Source organism: Agrobacterium sp. 22117 (assembly GCF_052045735.1).
Classification (GTDB): Bacteria; Pseudomonadota; Alphaproteobacteria; order Rhizobiales; family Rhizobiaceae; genus Agrobacterium; species Agrobacterium cavarae.
Map to the genome: position 1 here is coordinate 289,060 of NZ_JBQEPP010000001.1, position 18,768 is coordinate 307,827.

Consider the following 18,768-nt stretch of genomic DNA (forward strand, 5'->3'; position numbering starts at 1 on the left):
ATGCATTGGCTCGGTTCCCGTTAGGTAGACTATTCCGATGCGCCCGATTTTACAACCGGGAGCTTAGCATCAACGAAAGCCGAAGAAAGACAGGATAGCAAGAACGATAACGACCAGGCCGACGATATAGATGATCTGATTCATGGGTTGCCTCCGCTGGGAGCCGGCTGTACCGGCGCTTCAAATCTGTCACCATAACGTGAAGAAAGGCCGCAAGTTCCCGAGGAAGGCGTATTTTCGATTGTGGGCGAGCAAATCGCGCGCGTTGTTTTACGTCTCCAGCGTGAACTGAACGACGTCGATCCGGCCGCCTCTGAAGCCCGCCGCGCAGTAATGAAGATAATATTGCCACATGCGACGGAAGCGCTCGTCAAAGCCCATCGGCTGGATTCGTTCCCAATTAGCAATGAAAGCACGATCCCAAAGCATCAGCGTCCGGTCGTAGTCCTTGCCGAAGCGCAGCTCGTCGGTGACTGAAACGCCCTCGCGTGCTGCCGCCTGGCGGAATGCGGTGATGGAGGGGAGCATACCACCGGGGAAGATGTAGGTCTGGATGAAATCGGCGTTGCGGCGGTACTGGTCGAAGAAAGGCTCGTCGATGGTGATGACCTGTACGACTGCCTTGCCACCTGGCGCCAGCAGTTCCCGCACCCGCTTGAAGTACACCGGCCAGTTCTCCTCGCCGACGGCTTCGAACATCTCGATGGAGACGATCTTGGAGTAGGTGCCTTGGCAATCGCGGTAATCCTCCAGCCGGATGTCGCTGCGCTCTGACAAGCCTGCCTTGGCAAGCCGGTTGCGCGCATAGGCGGCCTGCTCCTGAGAGAGCGTCAGTCCGGTGACACGGCAGCCTGTCTTTGCCATGGCATATTCGGCAAAGCCGCCCCAACCGCAACCGATCTCCAGCACGTGGTCGTCGGGCCCGATCTGCAACTCTTCAACGATCCGGTCGTATTTGGCGTTCTGCGCGTCAGCCAGCGTCTGGCCGGGTTGTGTAAAGAGCGCGGAAGAATAGGTCATGGTCTCATCGAGCCATGCGCCGTAGAAGCGATTGCCGAGATCATAGTGGAACGCGATGTTGCGGCGGCTTCCAGACTTGGAGTTGCGGCGCAGACGATGGCGCAGATAGTCGATGGTTGCCGTCAGCCGTGACGGCTGCGAAAGCGACAGCCAGCTTTTTTCGTTGGCAACAGCGAGTTCCAGCAGTGAGGAGATATCCGGGCTGTCCCAGTCACCATCCATGTAGGCGCGTGCAAAACCCATATCGCCACCAGTTACCAGGCGACGAACCAACCGACCTCGGTTCAGGCAAATGACCCCATGCGGTCCGGACTCCTTGCCTTGCAACACATATTCCTGCCCGCCGGGAAAAACGAGCGTCAGACGTCCATGCGTCAATCCGCTCAGTCTCCGGCAGATCATCCTTTGCCAGAAAGGGGCTGCGTGAAGGAGAAGCGGGCGCGTTTCCTGTTCAGCGTGGCTCATTTTTCATGCCTCCCATGATTGCGGCGTTTTGGCGGGGACGGAGCTCGCAATGCGGCTCTCAGCGGCCTTGTGACGATAAAGTGGATTGCCCTTGGCCCAGAGGAGAAGGGCTTCCCAGTGGATGGCGCCCATGATCTTGAGCGTCATCAGCGGATGGGACAGAAAACATCTGGCAAGCGCGCCATCCGTCAAAGGACGGCGTTTGCCGGCGAAGGAGGCAAACAGCAATTCGCCCTCGGCATCGCGCTCGTTGATGGCAACCCGCACCATCTCCTGTGGCGGATCGATGCGGAAATCATAGGTGCACTCCATCGGCACGAAGGGCGACACATACATTTCCTTGTCGCAGGCATGCCGGACGGTGCCGTCAGCGCCTTGCGGAGTGGGAATGATATAGGTGTGGCGCTCGTGGAAGGTGTTGCAGACCTCATAGAGAATGGCGACCAGCCGGTCGTTCTCACGCCGGTCACGGCAGAAATAGACCGTCAGCGGATTGAAGACATAGCCGAAGATGCGCGGATAGCAGAGCATTTCGACACGCAGCTCTTCAAGCGGCACATCGATATCAGCCTCGCCAAGCCTCGTCCGGCACCAGTCCTTCAGCGCGCCCTTTTCACCGATGCCGTGGTCCTTGTCGTGAAAGCTGAAGATCGAAAAGCGATTATGGGCAAAGAGCCGCATCGTCTGATCGACAAGCGGCAATTCATCCAGGTCGAGAAGCAGCGAAAAAACGCGGTAACGCAGCTTGTGCGGGCGCGGACGATGGCGCGCATGCACAACATCGCCGGCGTAGATCGCGGAGCGCAACGTCATCAGACGCGCTCCTCGACGGGCGACATGAAGATTCGACCGGATTCGTTTTCCACCGTCCAAGGTCGTTTGACGCCGCCCAACGCTTCTGCGACCGCAAGGCCGGACTGAATGCCATCCTCATGGAAGCCGCTGCCGAAATGCGCGCCGCAGAACCAGGTGTTGCGACGGCCCTGTAGCGACCACAGGCTCTTCTGTGCCGCCATCGCCTTGGTATCAAAAAGTGGGTGGGTATAATCGAAGCTCTGGATCACCTTGGCCGGATCGACGGCGCGGGAGGGGTTGAGCGTGACGAAGAGCGGTGTTGCAGGATCGATAGGCTGGAGCTTGTTCATCCAGTAGGTGACGCAAAGCGCCTCCGTACCGCGCGATCCCGGCTCGCTGAGATAGTTCCAGCTCGACCAGACGGCCTTGCGCTTCGGCATCAGGCGCTCATCGCTGTGAAGGACGGCCGTGTTGTTCGTATATTCGAATGCCCCGAGGAGGGCCTGCTCATGATCGTCAGCGTCGGCCAGAAGCGACAAGGCATCATCCGCATGCGTGGCGATCACCACATCATCGAAAACCGAGACATCGCCTGCGCGGTCGACGACGGTCACGCCCTCGGGCGTGCGACGGATGGCGGCCACCGGGCTTGAAAGGCGCACCGTTCCGCGAAACTCGGCAAGCACGCGCGACACATATTCCCGGCTTCCGCCTTTGACAGTCCGCCATTGCGGGCGGCCGGAAAGCTGGACGAGGCCATGATTGACGAAAAAGCGAATGAAGGCGTGCAGCGGATAATCGCGCATGTCGTTGGCGGTCATCGACCAGATCGCAGCCCCCATCGGCAGCAGATGATCGTCGATGAAGCCTGCCGAATAGTTGTTTCGATCGAGATAGGCGCCGAGACTGACGCCGCGCAGGCTCTCGTCTTTCAGAAGATCCGGCGCGACCTTGTAGAAGCGCATGATGTCCCGCACCATTTTCCAGAAGCGCGGGCGAAAGAGATTGGACTTCTGGCCAATCAGACCGGCAAGGTCGGAGCCCGAATACTCAAGCGCTCCACCGCCAAGCGATGCTGCAAAGGACATGTCGGAGGCAGCCGTCTGCACGCCGAGATGCGCAAACAGAGCCACAAGATTGGGGTAGTTCTTCTCGTTGTAGACGATAAATCCCGTATCGACGGCAATGGGAGCCTTGCCCGCAGGTTCGGCATCGACCGTATTGGCATGGCCGCCTGGTCGGTGGTTACTCTCATAGAGCGTGACGTCGCAGGACTTGTCCAGGAGCCACGCAGCCGAGAGGCCAGAGATACCGGAACCAATAACGGCAACCTTACGCTGTGCCCGTCCGTCTCTTGACCGCGACGATATATTCATGACTTCCAGGTCCATCTTCTTCATGTCGAACGTTACGCATGGCGATGCCCAATGGATTTCCGAAACGTTAAATTTTGTCTTCTGCCCTACCTTGAGTGATCCACTGAAATAGACGTGCCGTAGTCGCCATCATGACGATAAATGTTTCCATAGCGTCGGCGCCATGCCACTATATGAGCAACAATAGGAAGAGGCCTGTTGCTCAGAAAACGCGTGGGAGCGAGGTAAAGCCTATTCGCATGGGTGAAACGGTCCAGAACAATATCGAGGACGAGCTTCCCGGACTGCTGAGAGCGATTGCATCGGAACGCAGTGTGGAGGCCTTCGAAGCCGTATTCCGTTATTTCGGGCCCCGCGTGCGGATCTATATGTTACGGCAGGTGCGTGACGCGCAGGCCGCCGAGGAACTGATGCAGGAAACAATGATGACGGTCTGGAACAAGGCCGCCCTCTTCGATCCGGCAAGAGGCAACGTCTCCGCCTGGATATTCAGAATTGCCCGAAATCTCAGAATCGATGCGCACCGCCGCGATCGCCGTCCCGAATTCGATTTGAACGATCCGGCCTTCGTCGCCGATGATGCGCCGGCCGCCGATACCCAGATGGAAGAGTTGCAGGATGCAGAGCGTCTGCATCGGGCGCTGGCCGACCTGCCGCAGGAGCAGCGTGATCTTCTGAAGCGTTCCTTCTTCGAGGAAATGTCGCATAGCGTCATCGCCCAACAGCTTGGCTTGCCGATCGGAACCGTCAAGTCGCGCATCCGGCTTGCCTTTGCCAAACTGAGAACAGCACTGGAGTCGCGCACATGAGTGTTCGGCACCACATCAGCGATGAATTGCTTCTGGATTATGCGTCGGGCAGTCTGGCGGAAAGCTGGAGCCTTGCGGTCGCCACTCATCTTGCGCTGTGTCCCGAATGCCGCAAGCGGTTGCACGCCATGGAAATGACGGCGGGTGCCCTTTTGCGTGACGTTGAACCTGCCCAGGGAATTTCCGAGGGTCAATGGAGCGCCATCAAGGCCCGCCTGCGCGCCGAGGCGCCTGCAACGCGACCTTCTGCAACAGCCTCAGCCGCGACCAAGGCGTCGGTCTTGCCAGAACCTCTGCGCTCCTATGCCGGCGGAGATATCGACAGGCTGAAGTGGAAGCCGCTTGGCCCTGGCGCCTATCATTTTCCTATTCCCACGCGTGATGGTGAAGCCCAGGTTCGCTTGCTGAGGATTCCGGCTGGAAAGCCTGTTCCCGAACACACCCATGGCGGGCGTGAGTTGACCGTGGTTCTCGCCGGATGCTTTCGCGATGGCGACGACGTTTTCCATCGCGGCGATTTTGAAGAGGCGGACGAAGACCTCACCCACCAGCCGATAGCCGGCGAGGGGGAGGATTGTATTTGCCTCGCCGTCACCGATGCACCGCTGAAGTTCAAAAGCTGGATCGTCAGGCTGGTTCAGCCGGTTTTGGGAATTTGACGCCCGCTCATAAAAGGAAGCTCGCCGTATGCAACTGATCATCGCCTATGTCGCAACGGCCATCGTCTTCTTCGGGCTGGATTTCGTCTGGCTCTCAAAGCTCGCCGTCGGCTTTTATAAGCGGGAAATCGGGCAGCTGATGCTGCCCAAACCCAATTTCGTAGCAGCAGGCGTCTTTTATCTCTTTTACATCGCAGGCATCGTCTACTTCGCCGTCGCGCCGTCCTTTACAGGCGGCTCGATCGGTGAAGCGCTACTCTCCGGTGCGATCTTCGGCTTCCTGGCCTATGGCACCTATGACATGACGAACCTGTCCACCCTCAAGGGTTGGACGTGGCGTTTATGTGTGGTGGATATCATCTGGGGAACGCTGCTCACGGGCCTCGCCGCCGCAGCGGGAGCTTGGGCAACGCAGGCTTTTGCGTGAGCTCGTCTATACGAAGAGCGCCTGCGCCGCTTGCGGCAAGCGGATAGTGATCACTTACGCAGGATGACCCAGATCGCATGGATGATGCCGGGCAGGTAGCCGCACAGCGTGAGCAGGATGTTCAGCCAGAACTGAAGGCCGAGACCCACCTGCAGGAAAACGCCGACGGGCGGCAGGATGATGGCGAGCAAAATGCGAATGACGTCCACGATCTAAAATCCCATGTCCATTGTTATCGGGCCAGTAACGTGATTTGACACCAATTGGTTCAACGCCAGTTTCCACCGAGCGCATGCAGTCCGTCCATTCGTTACGGACGCGCTTGCCGCCACAGGGCACTTCCTCAGTGTCGCGCCCTAAAATAGTTTTGCAATAAAACGGCTATGGTGTTGTCTCTTTACGGTTTGATAACCAAATATGTCGGACGGTAAGAAAGGGTGTTCATCGCCTCACCATATCCAAATTAGCGCCTATGGTAGGATCCATGAAAAAGCCGATAGACAAAGCCGGACTGATTTTCGTCGCTCTCCTCTGCGTCCTGATCGGTCTTGTCCTCAGCATCGCCCTTTTTCGCGGCAACGTCCACATTGCCCCGCAGGGTATCGCTCCACAGGGCCAGGATGGGTCTCTAATTCCCCGCACAGCACCACATCAACAGACCAATTAAGCTCGGTCAGAAGCCAATCTGACCGCTTGGCTCGCGTGAGAGCGTGACTGGACGCAAAGCCTCCTTGTGGCCATGGGTGTGCATCGACGAAGATCAAATTCCGCTGAGCGCAACGTCGCGAGAGGCGTGATCAATGCGCTCCTGCAGCGCCACGGTGACGGCCTGTAGAAATTCCTGGCGCCGCGGCTCGTCGTCTGCTGCTAGTGCGGATTTCAATCGCCCGAGAATTTTGTTCATGAACCCTACATGGTTGAAGCTGTCGGCTGCGATATTGACTTCAACCTCTTCCATGTAATGGGCGAGGTGCGGCTCCAACTCCAGGTTCTCATCCATCTGGTACCGATTGGCCATCTGCTCCCCAAGCGTCGCCATTTGCGCGTAAGGGCCAAATTCGTCGATCATTCAATCTCCTCTTGTGTTGAGAGACTAAGATAGGCGAGGCGATGAAGAAGCACGAGAGGCAGAAAATCCACATCGCGAAAACGTGAGATTGTGTTGAAAGGGATGCGGTGGAGAGCTTCGAGCGCTCCTTCGTGCCTCGGTTATTGCAACAGCCTCGATTGACAGCAATATGCCGGCGTTAGTTTAACAACCGACCCCTGAAACGTTCCAATATGCGTTTGCACTCACCATTGAAGCCCTTGTGAGCGTCGGATGGGCTGTAGATTGGGTTCGCTACTCAAATGGCCGGTACAACGGTTATCAGGCTCTCGCCCAATCTGCTGGCCGTGGTATCTGGTCCGGTGCGTTCGAAATGCGGTGTGCATTCAGAGCGATTAAGACCGGCAAGGCAGCATCTTGTTGACTATACGTAAAACGAGTTGTGATGCGGCTGCATGCCAAACTATCATTCAACTAGTATGTACCGGCCTTGGCGAGCTTCCTCATTCAAGTCACCAAAAAGATTTCCGCGAAAGTTTTCGACCTTTATAGTGTTTTCGGAAAAGAGCTTGTAAAGTTCATAAGCCATATCCCTGTTCAGTCGTTTGGCGTCATCCACATTAGATAAAATTTCTCGTTGGAAGATACCTGCATGAGTGGGGACGGGGGTTCCTGCCGATCTGTTTAGAGGCACGACTTGATCGTAAATGCAAAATTTGCGCTTCCCGTCTCTAGTCTCCATCTGCCGGATATCAACCGTTCTTGCAGAAGAGAGTTCTTGCACTTCCCGAGTTGGATCATCTGGCTTTGACCATAAACCGTCTTTTGCGATCTCTAAAAAATCGTCGCCCGTACCGACGCTTCTCATTACGCTCAAACCTGAAGAAAACAGTTTCTCGAAGGGCTTTTGCGCCATCCGGTTGCTTACTTTGTCATAATCTCGCGGGGATATCATTACCCGATATAGCTCTTCGCTATCATCGACGCGACCGGGCGACCCTTCGCCAATTTTTATATTTTCACACTGGCAATCCGGACAAATGGCCTCCAGCTTTCTTGCTAGATCTTTGTCTTCGTAGTTTTCTTTGAGAAGTTTAGCAAATTCCTCGGCGGCCACGAATTATCTCACGCCAAACTTCTCAAATAGATCACTTATCTTAGCATCTTGCCAATGGCCCCGGCACATCACTGATTCAGCGTTGGCAATTCTTACGTAGCACTCAACTTGATCGCCGTCGAAAAAAGTGATGTCAGCGAAGGTGTTGCGATCAGCGCTCTCAATCTCGATAACGGCAAATCCTTCGTCATCTAACGTCGCGAGTATTGGATGTGCGAACGAGTGCGCGTCGATAAAAGCGATGGCTGAATCGATGCTGTCACGGTTCGCGGCTTTTGCGCCGTCGTTATCGTGGTTGTCAGGGAGACGCCGTAACATCCTAAACCGCGCCTTTGTGTGCTCTTTACCTTGATGTAGGCGTAGTACGTTCCGACTGGGAAGACGAGGGGTTACAGCAGCGGAAGCCGTTCCCACCTTTTCACTTGAAGAAAAGGTCAGAAATTCGTTGAAATTGCTTTCCATGCCAGTCTCGTACAACGAGCCAGTTCCACGAAAACCCATGCGTTAATCCTTCAGATAAATCCGTTTTGCCATATCTTTTGTAAGCAGTTCCGACATTGTCGAAATAAGCTCATCATGAGCAGAATTCATGTCATTAAATACTGCTTCGGCATTAATTTCAACATTTGGTTGATACCGGTTTTCCCGTGCTGTCATCACATCCGTGCGTCTTTTTGTCGATTTTTGATCGTCTTGCTCATCAACAGCATTAATAGCGATCTGTAGAAGCTTCTTTGAAACGTCATTTTCTTCCACAAAGTTCCCTGTGTGGCTATGCCATTCGTATTGATGATTGAACGCATTTGGAACAATGAAACGGCTCTGCTTCTGAAACAGAAGTCCATTATCAATGTCAGCCGTCGAACCATCAAAATAAAACACATCCCGATACTCAAGCCGCGCATTCGCCAGTCCAACAACGGGAATGATATTAGAGAGGACCGGTCCAACTAACGTTTGCACACGTTTGCGGTGGTAGTTCCAAGACACGTATCTCCATGTCCGGTAGACGATGGCGTTTTGATCAATTTGAATTTGCTCGGCAACAGTGTCGGGGACCGCGCTGTCGCTCTGTGGCTCAAAATAAGCATTAAACAAAGCGCCTGACTTAGCGATGGGAGTGACGTCGTTTCGATTAAGAGTAAATTCGTACGAGGTATGAGGTTGAGCGGTGCCCAATCCTCCAGCTTTTGCTTGCTGCTCAGCGTCTCGTAATACTTGCCGCAACATTTGAGTAGGTAACGGTTCGCGGAAAACCAGCGCGAGAGCCATTACATCAATGGCATGGTTCTCATGTAGCGGTCTCCATGAAGTTATCATGTTTTCTCCCAAGGGCAGTTTGCCAAACAGCATTGATGCAAGGATTAAGCTGTGAAGATCAGTCGTGCAAGGCGTTAGCGCAAATGGTGGCTGTGAGTTGCGTGGTAGGAGAAGCGGCGCTTAATCCCATCCGAGATGACGGTAGCTATTTCGTCGCACAAGGAGAAAAAGGCGCAGCATAAATGAGCCGATAAAAAACAGAAGAATAGTATGTGTCTGATTTACCTTGGGAAAAAATGGTGCCGCTTACGTGACTCGAACACGTGACCCCGTCATTACGAATGACGTGCTCTACCGACTGAGCTAAAGCGGCCTGCGCAAGCGCCGAAAATCTCTCGGCGCGGCGTATGGCGGGCTGATACAGCCATTGGGGCAGGATTTCAAGCGCTGAATGTCAGCTTGTTGAAATTTTCCCGCCGGCGATGAGCTTCTTCGCCTATGACGCGCAGACGCGCTGCTTCGCCGCAGCATACTCCTGGGCGAGCCGGTTGACGAGTGCGGAGACGGGTTCGATGGCTTTCACAGCACCCACACCTTGCCCTGCGCCCCAGATGTCCTTCCAGGCTTTGGCGCCTGTGGAGGCGGCGGCGAAATCCATTTTTGAGGGATCGGCGACGGGCAGATTTTCGGGATCGAGACCAGAGGCGACGATCGAGGCTTTCAGATAGTTGCCATGCACGCCGGTGAAGTAGTTGGAATAGACGATGTCATTGGCATGCGCCTCGACGATCGCCTGCTTGTAGGCTTCCGTTGCGCGCGCTTCGCGGGTGGCGATGAAGGGCGAGCCGATATAGGCCATATCCGCCCCCATGGCCTGGGCCGCCAGAATGGAGCCGCCATTGGCGATGGCGCCAGCCAGAAGCAGAGGGCCATCGAACCATTCGCGGATTTCCTGAACAAGCGCGAAGGGGGACAGGGTACCCGCATGGCCACCGGCACCAGTGGCAACTGCAATCAGGCCATCCGCACCCTTTCGGATCGCCGAGTTGGCGTGGCGGTTGTTGATCACGTCGTGCAGCACGATCCCGCCATAGGAGTGGATCGCGGCGTTGACCTCCGGGACAGCGCCCAAGGACGAGATCACGATCGGCACCTTGTATTTCACGCAAAGCCCAAGATCATGTTCCAGCCGTTTGTTGGACATATGCACGATCTGGTTCACCGCAAAAGGTGCGGCAGGCCGGTCCGGGTTGGCGGCATTGTGTGCGGCAAGCTCTTCCGTCATCATCGCCAGCCACTCATCCAACTGGCTTTCGGGACGTGCGTTCAAAGCGGGAAATGCCCCCACCACACCTGCCTTACATTGTGCCAGCGTCAATTCCGGATGAGAGATGATGAAAAGCGGCGAGGCAATCACCGGCAGTCGGAGATTGTCCTTGAGAATGGACGGTAGCATGGTTCCTCCCACGGAATGATACTTGGCGATTTACGTTTACGCGCACGTAAGATTTAGCCGAGGTGAGCGCCGTTGAAAAGCGAAAAGCGCAGGCAGGAAGTAAGGCGGTCGGGACGTGCGGTGAGGATTGTGATCGGCGCTTGCCGGTAACCTTATGGCCCAACTGCCATAGTGGCGACGTTTTCCCCAAGCCAATCTCCGCTTTGCGCGTGAGGTGGCTTGCGGTTGGGGACGCGAGTCGTTACCGAATCGTAAACGTGATGCCGAAGCGTTGATCTTTCACGTATGGCGAGGAAGAAGGACCGAGAGTGAGCGGACTGGAAACGGCAATCAGAAATGCCCTGGAAAAATCGGATCGGTCGAATGCCGAAGTGCGCGCGCGCATCTACCAATCGTCGCGCCAGGCCTTGGAAGCCGGTCTGCGTAAGCAGGGCATAGATGACCAGACTGTCGTGGCGCAGCAGCGTCAGCGTCTGGAAAATCTCATTCACGCCATCGAGACGGAAGAGCGCAACCGCCTGCTGGATGTGGTCGAGGATCATGTGCGTCGGGAAACGCAACGTGCGGCGCCGCCTGTTGTCGAGCCTCCTGCCGTCGCGCAGTCTGCTCCCGCTGTCGCGGCACCGTCCGTTGCGCCCGCGCGGCGGCATGAAGACGAGGACGAGGGTGCCGCGATGCCTGTCGAGGCGCCGGTGCGTGCTGAGCCGCGCAGCGAGCCCGCATCTGAGCCGCCGGAGATGAGCGATTTTCGCGCCGAGCGCTCCGACGAGGACTTGGGCCGCATGACCTCTGCGGCCGGTCCGTCCTTCGAGGCCTCTTCGCTTGCCTTCAAGCCGGAGCGTGCGGCCAAGGGCCGTCGCAAGAAGGGCATCATCACACGCCTTTTCATCTGGTTTACGTTTTTAACCTTTATCGGCCTTGGTGGCTGGTGGGTCTACAGTTCCGGCTTGCTGCTGAGCCCGGCCCAGCGGGACACCAGCGTTCCAAACCCGCCGCCTTCGGTGGAATCGGAAGATTTCGACGGTCAGCAGAGCCCCCAGGAGCCGACGCTTGCCGCCGGCCGAGGTTTCTCCGACGCCTGGCAGGAAGTTTTCAACGCGGATCGCGGAAATGCGGGGCTCCAGCCTGGTTCGCTTTCCAAGGTGGAAAACGTGGCAACCGGCGGCGGAAAGGCCGTTCGCGTCACGTCTCAGTCGGCGGATGCCGCAGGCAACATTGCCATCACCGTTCCGGCCGAGGTGCTGCGGGAGATGGCAGGCAAGTCCTCGACGATTTCCATCACGCTGCAATCTGGCAGCAATGGTCAGAGTCAGGTGTCGGTATCCTGCGACTTTGGCACACTTGGCGATTGCTCGCGCCACCGCTTTACAGCCACGCAGGAGCGGGCGGATATGCTGATCAATGTGAGTTTCGATCGAACCATGGCGCCGAATGCGCCTGGCCGTATCTTCATCAACAGCGATATCGACGGCACCGCCCGCCCCATCAACCTCTATTCGGTTCGCATCCTGCCAGGTCAGTGAAACCATAAATGAAAAGAGGCAGGCAGCTGTGGGTCTGCCTCTTCTCCTTGGGTGTGCCAATCACCTCGGCCTGAAACCGGAGCGACGACGATCGTCGCTCAAGCTATTTTGAGAACTTCGGTCCGCTTCCCAAGATCTTCTCATCGATCTTGCCGATCGCCTTCTCATCCTTGCCGTCATAATTGAGCGACGTGAGAATATGACGGATGAGGTTGAGCCTCAGCCTGCGCTTGTCATTGGCGCGGATCACCGTCCACGGCGCGTCGTCTATGTGGGTCTTGTCCAGCATCTCGTTGCGCGCTGCGGTGTAGTCGTCCCACTTGGTCAGGGCGGCGATATCCATGTCGGAAAGCTTCCAGGATTTCAGCGGGCTGTGGCGCCGATCATGGAAGCGCTCGAGCTGGGTCTCGCGTCCGATATCCAGATAGAACTTGAAAAGGTTCACGCCCTCATGCACCAGCATTTTTTCCAAACGCGGTACTTCTTTCAGGAAGCGTTTGTGCTCTTCCGGCGTGCAGAAGCCCATGACCGGTTCGACACCGGCGCGGTTGTACCATGAACGGTCGAACAGCACGAACTCTCCGGCTGTCGGGAAATGGGCGATGTAGCGCTGGAAATACCATTGGCCGCGTTCGGTTTCTGTCGGCTTCGTCAGCGCCACCACGCGTGCATAGCGCGGGTTGAGATATTCACGAACGGCAGCAATCGAACCACCCTTTCCGGCAGCGTCACGGCCCTCGAACAGCGCCATGATGCGTTGGCCCGTGGCCTGCTGCCAGAACTGCACCTTCACCAGTTCGATCTGGAGCGCTTCGATCTCCGCCTCGTATTCTTCCCGGCCGAGCTTCTTGTCATAGGGAAAATCCCCGGATGTCAGCTTCTTGTCCTCGACCCAGTCGGGCAGCACGGGAGCGTCAATATTGAAGACACGCTCCTTGCCGTCGATCGTCAATGTCACGGATCTGTCCTTGACGGTTTCGCTCATGCTCACTCCCTTTTCAGCCTATGGCATTTTGTCTTCTTAAGGTCAGCCTGACACTCAACGAATTCAAGAGCAAAGAGATTCCGGCATCGAAGCCCATCCACATAAATTTTGCCGGCTAAGGCTTGCAAAAGGACAGGGCGAAGAATCTCTGTCATGAAAGGCGATTATGACGGTCGGATCGGGAGCGAGACGAATGGACAAGATTCGCGATGGCAATGGCAGCGATGGACGGGGAGGGTGCGTTGTTTAAACAGATGCGCCGCATGCGGAGAAACTGGCTTGCGCTTTTCGTCGTCACGATGCTGGCAGGCTTGGCGCTTGTCGAATGGCGTTCACCTTACGTCGTCGTCGCATTGTGGCTTGCCGCCGTCCTTGCCATCCTCTTCGTCGCGCCATCCAATGTCATCAAGAAGGACGAGAAGAAACCCAAGGTGGAAGCGCAGCCTCAGGGCGCGGTTGATCAAGGGTTGATCGCAGGCGTGCGGGCCGGCATTGCCGCTCTCGATACGCCCGTTTTCATCCTTGACCAAGACGCCGGCGTGCTCTTCGAAAACGCCGCCGCCGAACGCGCCTTCGGTACTCTCCCGGTTGGTTCGCATATTTCCGGAAGGCTGCGCTCGCCGGGCCTGCTCGACGTTATTCGCGAAACCATCGCCACCGGTCAGCCGAACCAGGTGGAGCATTCCGAGCGATTGCCATCCGAACGCGTCTTCATCGTCCGCATCGCGCCTGCCGACATGCCGCAGACGTCGGGTGCACCCTTTTACATATTGTCCTTCCGCGACATCTCGGATTTGCGTCGGATCGACCGCATGCGCAGCGATTTCGTCGCCAATGCCAGCCATGAGCTGAGAACGCCGCTCGCTTCCCTGCGCGGCTTCATCGAAACCATGCAGGGACCGGCACGCAACGACCCGAAGGCGCAAGAGCGCTTTCTCGGCATCATGCTCGATCAGGCCACCCGCATGAGCCGCCTGGTCGATGACCTGATGTCGCTGTCGAGGCTTGAGCTTCGTGCCAATATCGCGCCGGATCAGACAGTCGATCTCGTGCCGCTTCTTGGCCATGTGCGTGATTCCCTGCTGCCGCTGGCTGGCGATCTGGATGTCGAGATCAAGCTGCACATGCCGGAAAGACCCGTAGAGGTGAATGGTGACCGGGACGAGTTGGTGCAGGTGTTCCAGAACCTTGTCGAAAACGCCTGCAAATATGGCCAGGATGGCAGGGCCGTCGATGTGTTTTTGCGTGCGGATGCGGGCAAGCCCGTCGAAGTCAGTGTCGTAGACAAGGGTCCGGGTATTCCCGCCGAGCATGTTCCACGCCTCACCGAGCGGTTCTACCGCGTCAGTGTCGCAGACAGTCGCTCAAAAAAAGGCACCGGTCTCGGCCTTGCCATCGTCAAGCATATTCTGACCCGCCACCGCGCCCGGCTCATTATCCGCTCCGAGATTGGCGTCGGAACGGACTTTACTGTGAGGTTTTGACACAGAAGCGAGGTCGTTTTCGCCTGCCTTTTAAAATGTCATATTAAATCAATAATTTAACGTGTCACAAATCTTTCACCGAAGTGACATAAAAGGGTGTGGCAAGACTGGTTATGAAGAGGCCGCCGGGACAGCCCAGACGGGCTTAAGGATCAAGCCTCTTGCCGGCACAGTTCACGAAAGCCCGAAAAAGGGCCCCACGACGGGAGAGTCATAATGAACTTCTTTAAATTGTCTGCAGCAGCTCTGGTGGCGTCCGTTGCCTTCGCGGGTGCCGCTTCTGCTCGCGACCAGATCCAGGTTGCTGGTTCCTCCACGGTTCTGCCTTACGCAAAGATCGTTGCTGAAAGCTTCGCCGAAGCTTTCCCGAACTTCAAGGCACCGGTTGTTGAGTCCGGCGGCACGGGCGGTGGTCTGAAGGCATTCTGCTCCGGCGTGGGCGAAGGCACGATCGACATTGCCAATGCATCGCGCAAGATCAAGGCTGACGAGCTGGCAGCCTGCAAGTCCGCTGGCGTTGCTGACGTTCAGGAAGTGAAGATCGGTTACGACGGTATCGTCTTCGCCATGGACAAGTCCAACAAGGACGTCAAGTTCGAGCCGAAGGATCTGTACCTCGCTCTCGCCGCTGAAGTCGTCAAGGATGGCAAGCTGGTTGCCAACCCCTACACCAAGTGGTCCGAAATCAACAAGGAACTGCCTGACGTAGAGATCGCTGCCTACATCCCTGGCTCCAAGCACGGCACGCGCGAAGTCTTCGAAGAGAAGATCATGGCTGACGGCTGCAAGGAAGCTGGCGCGACGGACGTGATCAAGGGTCTGGTTTCCGACGCCAAGCAGGCTGCTGCCAAGTGTGTTGCCATCCGTAAGGACGGCAAGGCTGTCGATATCGACGGCGACTACACCGAGACGCTCGCTCGTATCGATGCCAACAAGTCCGGCGTCGGCGTCTTCGGCCTCGCTTTCTACGACAACAACAAGGACAAGCTGAAGGTCGCGACCGTCGGTGGCGTTGTTCCGTCCACGGAAACCGTTGCTTCCGGCAAGTACCCTGTCTCGCGTCCGCTGTTCTTCTACGTCAAGAAGGCTCACCTCGGCGTGATCCCTGGCCTGAAGGAATATGTCGAGTTCTTCACCTCTGACGAGATGATCGGCCCTGACTCTCCGCTCGCCAACTACGGTCTGGTTGCTGCCCCAGAAGCAGAGCGCAAGGAAATCCGCGCTCAGTTCGAATCCGGCAAGACCATGTAATAAAGCTCGAGAAAGCGCAGCGCTGAAACGCTGCGCTTTCTCAACCCTTCCTGTTGGCAAAGTCGGTTTGTCGGGCCTTGCGACATCTCGAAGGGTTGACAGTTCCTATTTATCGTAAGACGACCCCGCCGATAAATATGATGTATCAACCCGGAATGCGTGAACTGAATACAGATCCGGTATCGTGCGGTGATCAGCCGTCGGTGCTGCGCTCTTGGTGAAATGATGCCGCATCGTGCCGCGTGGCGCGCCGAGGAAACTCTCCATGAACATATCCATCCTTCTGCTGATATTGGCGCTGATCGGCGTCTCCAGCTACGTGCTTGGCAAACGTCGGGCCATGGCGCTTGCGGGCGGACGCCCCTCCAGCATGCATTCCCGTTCGGGCTATCACGGTTCCTACGTCCTCATCTGGGCACTTATTCCTTCCGCGCTGATCCTGGCGGCGTGGCTGATCATCAGCCCGATCATCGTCAACTCCGCGGTGCATGAAAGCTTCCCGGATGACATCAAGGCACAGCCGGAAGCCCAGCAGAGCCTCACCTATGGCATGGTCGTTTCCATTGCCCGCGGCCTTACCCAGGTTTCGCCGCAGGAATATGACGCGCTGAAAGCCGATCCCGCGACGGCACGCGCGGTCCTCGCCTCTAAAGGTGTGGCCATCGCCGGCGATCCGCAGCCCTTCATGATCGAGTCCGCAGAAAAGCTCAATAACATGTCGGCAGTCAGCCGTATCGCCATGGTATTCGTAGTGCTTGCCACGGCCATCGCTGGGGCCTTCCGGGCGCTCCGCGGCCTGGCACCGCGCTTTCGTGCCCGTAATAAGGTGGAAAAGGTCATCCTCGGCGCGCTCGTTCTTGCATCGTCGATCGCGATCTTGACCACGATCGGCATCGTTATGTCGATGCTGACGGAAGCCACGCAATTTTTCCGGATGGTTCCGGCGCATCAGTTCTTCTTCGGCACGGTGTGGGATCCGCGTTTTGCTGCGGCTGGTTCGACAGACAGCTCCGGTCAGTTCGGCCTCATTCCGCTCTTGGCGGGTACGCTCTATATTGGCTTCGTCGCCATGCTGGTCGCGGTACCGGTCGGTCTGTTCTCGGCGATCTACATGGCCGAATACGCAAGCCCCCGTTTGCGCTCGATTGCCAAGCCGCTGCTGGAAGTACTGGCCGGTATCCCGACCATCGTCTACGGCTTCTTTGCGCTGACGACGGTGGGGCCATTCCTGCGTGACATCTCTGCCCAGATCAATGGTCTGACAACGGGCGACTATGCCAGCTTCATCCAGGCGCAGAGCGTCATCACCGCCGGCTTCGTCATGGGCATCATGCTGATCCCATACGTCTCCTCGCTGTCGGATGATATTATCACCGCCGTGCCGCGCTCGCTTCGCGACGGATCGCTCGGTCTTGGCGCGACGCGCTCCGAGACGGTCAAGAAGGTCATCCTTCCGGCCGCTCTTCCGGGCATCGTTGGCGCGATCCTGATGACTGCTTCACGCGCCATTGGTGAAACCATGATCGTGGTTCTGGCCGCCGGTGTCGCCGCACGCCTGCAGCTCAACCCTTTCGAGCCGATGACGACAGTGACCGTCAAGATCGTCAGCCAGCTGACCGGCGACCTTGAGTTTACCTCGCCGCAGACGCTCGTTGCCTTCGCGCTTGGCATCACGCTCTTTGCCATCACGCTTTGCCTCAATATCTACGCGCTCTACATCGTGCGCAAATACCGGGAGCAGTATGAATGACCGACGTCGTTACTCCGGGCATCTCCGCCCCTGCCGCAACGAAGAAGGTCCGTCGCGATATCGGCATCAAGCGCCGTTACGCTGCAGAGCGCCGCTTCCGCGCCTATGGTGTCGCCGCGATCTCCTTCGGCCTGCTGTTTCTCTTCCTGCTTCTCTGGTCCGTCATCGGCAAGGGCTATACGGCCTTTCAGCAGACGATGATCACGATCCCGGTCGAGTTTTCGCAGCAGATCATCGATCCGGACAATGTGCGCACACAGAACCCGTCAAAGCTGATGACGGCGAATTACCCGGTCGTCGCCCGCAACTCGCTTGCCAAGGTGCTCGGCGTTTCGCTGGAGGATCGCACGGCGTTGCGCGCCGTCAACGCACTGATTTCTGACAGTGTCCGCACCCAGCTTCGCGACATCGTCACCTCCGATCCGAACGTCATCGGCACGACGCGGACCGTGTCGCTCCTGGCATCCGGCGATGTCGACAGCGCCTTCAAGGGCCAGGTGGATATGTCGGGCGAGGAGCAGAACCGCCGCATCTCCGACCAGCAGGTCGGTTGGATGAACGAACTGGTTGGCAAGGGTGCGCTGGAAAAGAAATTCAACACCGGCATCTTCTTCAATGGTGCATCCAGCCGTCCTGAAGCCTCCGGTGTCGGCGTTGCGCTCATCGGCTCCTTCTACATGATGCTGATCGTGCTCGTGCTGTCGCTGCCGATCGGGGTTGCCGCTTCCATCTACCTGGAAGAGTTTGCGCCGAAGAACCGCCTGACGGACCTCATCGAGGTCAACATCAACAACCTGGCAGCGGTGCCGTCCATCGTTTACGGTCTGCTTGGTCTCTCGGTCTTCATCAACTTCATGGGCCTTCCGCGCTCGGCCTCGCTGGTCGGTGGTCTGGTGCTGACGCTGATGACGCTACCGACCATCATCATCGCCACACGCGCTGCCTTGAAAGCCGTGCCACCTTCGATCCGCGCCGCAGCGCTCGGTCTCGGTGCCTCGAAGATGCAGACCATATTCCACCACGTGCTGCCGCTTGCCATGCCAGGCATCCTGACCGGCACCATCATCGGCCTTGCACACGCGCTTGGCGAAACCGCGCCGCTCCTTCTCATCGGCATGGTGGCCTTCGTGGCGAATTACCCGACGACCCCGCTTGATCCTGCAACGGCCCTGCCGGTTCAGATCTACATGTGGGCGAACGAAGCCGAACGCGCCTTTGTCGAAAGAACATCTGGCGCTATCATCATCCTGCTTATGTTCCTCCTGGTGATGAATGTGGGCGCAATCCTGCTGCGTCGCCGCTTCGAACGGCGCTGGTAAAGCATTTCGAGAAAAAGTGGATAC

At 57.2% G+C, this 18,768-nt stretch carries 19 protein-coding genes and 1 tRNA gene; 9 read left to right on the forward strand and 11 right to left on the reverse strand.

From position 1 onward, the window contains the following. Positions 1–270: 270 nt before the first annotated feature. The 3 genes from ACTJKV_RS01410 to ACTJKV_RS01420 are packed head-to-tail and all read right to left on the reverse strand — an operon-like array spanning position 271 to position 3,671. Positions 271–1,485, reverse strand: coding sequence for a class I SAM-dependent methyltransferase (locus tag ACTJKV_RS01410; protein ID WP_440598413.1), 1,215 nt, complete (start codon positions 1,483–1,485; stop codon positions 271–273). Between the two features lie 3 nt (positions 1,486–1,488). Next, positions 1,489–2,298 (reverse strand): DUF1365 domain-containing protein, encoded by an 810-nt coding sequence (locus ACTJKV_RS01415; RefSeq protein WP_274100945.1) that lies wholly within the window; start codon positions 2,296–2,298, stop codon positions 1,489–1,491. Next, positions 2,298–3,671, reverse strand: coding sequence for an NAD(P)/FAD-dependent oxidoreductase (locus ACTJKV_RS01420; RefSeq protein ID WP_274101083.1), 1,374 nt, complete (start codon positions 3,669–3,671; stop codon positions 2,298–2,300). Before ACTJKV_RS01420 ends, ACTJKV_RS01415 begins: the two co-directional genes overlap by 1 nt. A gap of 224 nt (positions 3,672–3,895) precedes the next feature. Between ACTJKV_RS01420 and ACTJKV_RS01425 the strand changes: the two genes are divergently transcribed. From ACTJKV_RS01425 to ACTJKV_RS01435, 3 genes are read left to right on the forward strand one after another with little or no spacing between them, the layout of a single operon-like run. Beyond that, positions 3,896–4,465 carry a sigma-70 family RNA polymerase sigma factor gene (locus tag ACTJKV_RS01425; protein WP_062427054.1) on the forward strand — a complete coding sequence of 190 codons (570 nt, stop codon included), beginning with the start codon at positions 3,896–3,898 and terminating at the stop codon, positions 4,463–4,465. Then, the gene (locus ACTJKV_RS01430; RefSeq protein ID WP_274100944.1) at positions 4,462–5,124 is read left to right on the forward strand and encodes a ChrR family anti-sigma-E factor; all 663 of its coding nucleotides are present in this window, start codon (positions 4,462–4,464) and stop codon (positions 5,122–5,124) included. Before ACTJKV_RS01425 ends, ACTJKV_RS01430 begins: the two co-directional genes overlap by 4 nt. A 28-nt stretch (positions 5,125–5,152) precedes the next feature. Further along, positions 5,153–5,551 (forward strand): DUF2177 family protein, encoded by a 399-nt coding sequence (locus tag ACTJKV_RS01435; protein ID WP_062427052.1) that lies wholly within the window; start codon positions 5,153–5,155, stop codon positions 5,549–5,551. Positions 5,552–5,601: 50 nt separating this feature from the next. On the opposite strand, the gene ACTJKV_RS01440 is transcribed toward ACTJKV_RS01435, so the two are convergent. Next, the gene (locus ACTJKV_RS01440) at positions 5,602–5,760 is read right to left on the reverse strand and encodes a YqaE/Pmp3 family membrane protein (RefSeq protein ID WP_082447281.1); all 159 of its coding nucleotides are present in this window, start codon (positions 5,758–5,760) and stop codon (positions 5,602–5,604) included. A gap of 275 nt (positions 5,761–6,035) precedes the next feature. Between ACTJKV_RS01440 and ACTJKV_RS01445 the strand changes: the two genes are divergently transcribed. Then, the gene (locus ACTJKV_RS01445; RefSeq protein ID WP_062427051.1) at positions 6,036–6,218 is read left to right on the forward strand and encodes a hypothetical protein; all 183 of its coding nucleotides are present in this window, start codon (positions 6,036–6,038) and stop codon (positions 6,216–6,218) included. Positions 6,219–6,311: 93 nt separating this feature from the next. Here the strand turns inward: ACTJKV_RS01445 and ACTJKV_RS01450 are convergent, their stop codons facing one another. The 6 genes from ACTJKV_RS01450 to ACTJKV_RS01475 all read right to left on the reverse strand — a co-directional run bounded on the left by ACTJKV_RS01450 (position 6,312) and on the right by ACTJKV_RS01475 (position 10,432). Then, on the reverse strand, positions 6,312–6,620 hold the full coding sequence (locus ACTJKV_RS01450) for a hypothetical protein (protein WP_274100943.1): 309 nt from the start codon (positions 6,618–6,620) through the stop codon (positions 6,312–6,314). Between the two features lie 445 nt (positions 6,621–7,065). After that, the gene (locus ACTJKV_RS01455; protein ID WP_274100942.1) at positions 7,066–7,716 is read right to left on the reverse strand and encodes a hypothetical protein; all 651 of its coding nucleotides are present in this window, start codon (positions 7,714–7,716) and stop codon (positions 7,066–7,068) included. Between the two features lie 3 nt (positions 7,717–7,719). Beyond that, positions 7,720–8,178 (reverse strand): hypothetical protein, encoded by a 459-nt coding sequence (locus tag ACTJKV_RS01460; protein WP_162723119.1) that lies wholly within the window; start codon positions 8,176–8,178, stop codon positions 7,720–7,722. A 42-nt stretch (positions 8,179–8,220) separates the two neighbouring features. After that, positions 8,221–9,036: a hypothetical protein gene (locus tag ACTJKV_RS01465; RefSeq protein ID WP_112955607.1), complete on the reverse strand. Its 816-nt coding sequence runs from the start codon at positions 9,034–9,036 to the stop codon at positions 8,221–8,223. 237 nt (positions 9,037–9,273) lie between these two features. Beyond that, a tRNA-Thr gene (locus ACTJKV_RS01470) sits at positions 9,274–9,349 on the reverse strand. A 123-nt stretch (positions 9,350–9,472) separates the two neighbouring features. Further along, positions 9,473–10,432, reverse strand: a complete 960-nt coding sequence (locus tag ACTJKV_RS01475; protein WP_274100940.1) for an NAD(P)H-dependent flavin oxidoreductase — start codon at positions 10,430–10,432, stop codon at positions 9,473–9,475. 308 nt (positions 10,433–10,740) lie between these two features. On the opposite strand from ACTJKV_RS01475, the gene ACTJKV_RS01480 reads away from it, so the two are divergent. After that, positions 10,741–11,955, forward strand: a complete 1,215-nt coding sequence (locus ACTJKV_RS01480; protein ID WP_274100939.1) for a hypothetical protein — start codon at positions 10,741–10,743, stop codon at positions 11,953–11,955. Between the two features lie 103 nt (positions 11,956–12,058). On the opposite strand, the gene ppk2 is transcribed toward ACTJKV_RS01480, so the two are convergent. Then, entirely contained in the window at positions 12,059–12,940 is an 882-nt protein-coding gene (ppk2, locus tag ACTJKV_RS01485) for a polyphosphate kinase 2 (RefSeq protein WP_274100938.1), read from the reverse strand. A 242-nt stretch (positions 12,941–13,182) separates the two neighbouring features. On the opposite strand from ppk2, the gene phoR reads away from it, so the two are divergent. From phoR to pstA, 4 genes are all read left to right on the forward strand, one after another. Further along, entirely contained in the window at positions 13,183–14,424 is a 1,242-nt protein-coding gene (gene phoR, locus ACTJKV_RS01490; protein WP_440598414.1) for a phosphate regulon sensor histidine kinase PhoR, read from the forward strand. A gap of 216 nt (positions 14,425–14,640) precedes the next feature. Next, entirely contained in the window at positions 14,641–15,675 is a 1,035-nt protein-coding gene (locus ACTJKV_RS01495; protein WP_062445559.1) for a substrate-binding domain-containing protein, read from the forward strand. A 265-nt stretch (positions 15,676–15,940) separates the two neighbouring features. Further along, positions 15,941–17,425 carry a phosphate ABC transporter permease subunit PstC gene (gene pstC / locus ACTJKV_RS01500; protein WP_274100937.1) on the forward strand — a complete coding sequence of 495 codons (1,485 nt, stop codon included), beginning with the start codon at positions 15,941–15,943 and terminating at the stop codon, positions 17,423–17,425. After that, a complete protein-coding gene (gene pstA, locus ACTJKV_RS01505) occupies positions 17,422–18,744 on the forward strand; it encodes a phosphate ABC transporter permease PstA (protein ID WP_274100936.1) in 1,323 nt (440 codons plus the stop codon). The genes pstC and pstA overlap by 4 nt, the downstream gene beginning before the upstream one ends. The last annotated feature ends 24 nt before the right edge of the window (positions 18,745–18,768 follow it).

Bases quoted from the DNA above. Each gene is read 5' to 3' on its own strand.
- pstA (WP_274100936.1), top strand. From the start codon at position 17,422: ATGACCGACGTCGTTACTCCGGGCATCTCCGCCCCTGCCGCAACGAAG.
- ACTJKV_RS01465 (WP_112955607.1), bottom strand. From the start codon at position 9,036: ATGATAACTTCATGGAGACCGCTACATGAGAACCATGCCATTGATGTA.
- ACTJKV_RS01425 (WP_062427054.1), top strand. From the start codon at position 3,896: ATGGGTGAAACGGTCCAGAACAATATCGAGGACGAGCTTCCCGGACTG.
- ACTJKV_RS01410 (WP_440598413.1), bottom strand. From the start codon at position 1,485: ATGAGCCACGCTGAACAGGAAACGCGCCCGCTTCTCCTTCACGCAGCC.
- ACTJKV_RS01415 (WP_274100945.1), bottom strand. From the start codon at position 2,298: ATGACGTTGCGCTCCGCGATCTACGCCGGCGATGTTGTGCATGCGCGC.
- pstC (WP_274100937.1), top strand. From the start codon at position 15,941: ATGAACATATCCATCCTTCTGCTGATATTGGCGCTGATCGGCGTCTCC.
- ACTJKV_RS01445 (WP_062427051.1), top strand. From the start codon at position 6,036: ATGAAAAAGCCGATAGACAAAGCCGGACTGATTTTCGTCGCTCTCCTC.
- ACTJKV_RS01450 (WP_274100943.1), bottom strand. From the start codon at position 6,620: ATGATCGACGAATTTGGCCCTTACGCGCAAATGGCGACGCTTGGGGAG.
- ACTJKV_RS01420 (WP_274101083.1), bottom strand. From the start codon at position 3,671: ATGGACCTGGAAGTCATGAATATATCGTCGCGGTCAAGAGACGGACGG.
- ACTJKV_RS01435 (WP_062427052.1), top strand. From the start codon at position 5,153: ATGCAACTGATCATCGCCTATGTCGCAACGGCCATCGTCTTCTTCGGG.
- ACTJKV_RS01460 (WP_162723119.1), bottom strand. From the start codon at position 8,178: ATGGAAAGCAATTTCAACGAATTTCTGACCTTTTCTTCAAGTGAAAAG.
- ACTJKV_RS01495 (WP_062445559.1), top strand. From the start codon at position 14,641: ATGAACTTCTTTAAATTGTCTGCAGCAGCTCTGGTGGCGTCCGTTGCC.
- ACTJKV_RS01475 (WP_274100940.1), bottom strand. From the start codon at position 10,432: ATGCTACCGTCCATTCTCAAGGACAATCTCCGACTGCCGGTGATTGCC.
- ACTJKV_RS01430 (WP_274100944.1), top strand. From the start codon at position 4,462: ATGAGTGTTCGGCACCACATCAGCGATGAATTGCTTCTGGATTATGCG.
- ppk2 (WP_274100938.1), bottom strand. From the start codon at position 12,940: ATGAGCGAAACCGTCAAGGACAGATCCGTGACATTGACGATCGACGGC.